This is a genomic window from Bradyrhizobium sp. BRP23 (genome assembly GCF_020194135.1).
GTDB lineage: Bacteria > Pseudomonadota > Alphaproteobacteria > Rhizobiales > Xanthobacteraceae > Bradyrhizobium > Bradyrhizobium yuanmingense.
In genome coordinates this window covers 1-1288 of record NZ_JADYVW010000044.1, presented here as the reverse complement: position 1 = coordinate 1288, position 1288 = coordinate 1, and the positions used below count along the sequence as shown (strand labels likewise).

Genomic DNA, 1288 nt, shown 5'->3' with positions numbered 1-1288 from the left:
GTGACCTGCCACTGCATTTTCATCCAGCGGCAGTTAGAGTCTCGGGGTTTTTGTGCAGCGAGACCGAACTTTGGACCACCCGGAACTAGAGTTTTGCGCCTCTGATCACGTTGGCGGGCTGGTGGCGCCGACGTGATTTTGGAGCACAATCGGCGGCCGATTGCCGATCGCGCCGTGGGGGCGTTCTTCGTTATAGTATCTACGCCAAGTCTCCACCTTTTGCCGGGCATCCGCAAGCGACAGGAACCAATGGGCGTTGAGGCATTCGGCTCGGAAGCGGCCGTTGAACGCCTCGATGAAGGCGTTGTCGGTCGGCTTGCCAGGCCGTGAGAAGTCCAGCGTGACGCCACGCTGATAGGCCCACAGGTCAAGATCGCGCGACACAAACTCGCTGCCTTGATCGACGCGGATCGTCGCCGGGAGTCCCACTTCATTGCAAACCCTTTCCAGCACCTCCACGACGTCGGTGCCGCGGAAGGTGAGCCGCGGCTCCAGCGCGGGCGAAAAGCGGGAGAAGATATCGACGATCGTGAGCACCCGGAGCTTGCCGCCGGTGGCCAGCTGATCATGAACGAAGTCCATCGCCCAGGTCTCGTTGACCCGCGTCGCAGGCCGCCGGTCGTCGCGCAGCTTGGCCTTGACCCGGCGCTTGGGCGATTTATTGCGTAATTGCAGGCCCAATTCGCGATAGATGCGACGCGTCTTGTTCTGGCCGTGATGCCATCCGTCGCGGCGCAGCAGCACATGGACGCGGCGATAGCCGTAGCGAACGCGAACATGGCAGATCTCCTTGATCCGAGCTTCGAGGGTCGCCTGGTCGGAGCGACGAGATTTGTAGTGATAGGTCGACCGGTCGAACTCGAGGGCCGCACAGGCCTTGCGGATCGACACCTGCCACTCACCGCAAACCTCATCGACGAGCTTGCGCTTCCGACCAGGCTTCACAGCTTTCGGCGGATCACGTCCTGCAGCATCTCCTTGTCGAGTGACAGATCAGCCACCAGCTTCTTCAGCTTGGCATTCTCGTCCTCGAGCTGCTTCAACCGGCGCATCTCCGTCGGCAGCAGCCCGTCATACTTCTTCTTCCAATTGAAATAGGTCGCCTGGCTGATCCCGGCTTTGCGGCAGATATCCGCAACCGGCACCCCGTCATTGCCCTGCTTCAGGATAAACGCCTTCTGGGCGTCCGAAAACTTCGAGGCCTTCATCGTCGTCGCTCCTCCCAGTCGAGGGATTTACGCAGCGCCAACTCTAGCCAAAAATGGTCCAGTTTGCCGGCCTCAGATCA

General features: G+C 60.6%; 1 protein-coding gene. It reads right to left on the bottom strand.

Annotated features, from left to right (window positions below; genetic code table 11):
• Positions 1-105 precede the first annotated feature (105 nt).
• Positions 106-1208 (bottom strand): IS3 family transposase gene (locus I6F24_RS37250; protein WP_225131587.1). Its coding sequence is split into 2 segments (ribosomal slippage): positions 106-947 and positions 947-1208, totalling 1104 coding nucleotides; the frame shifts between segments, so codons are not numbered across the junction.
• Between the last annotated feature and the right edge of the window lie 80 nt (positions 1209-1288).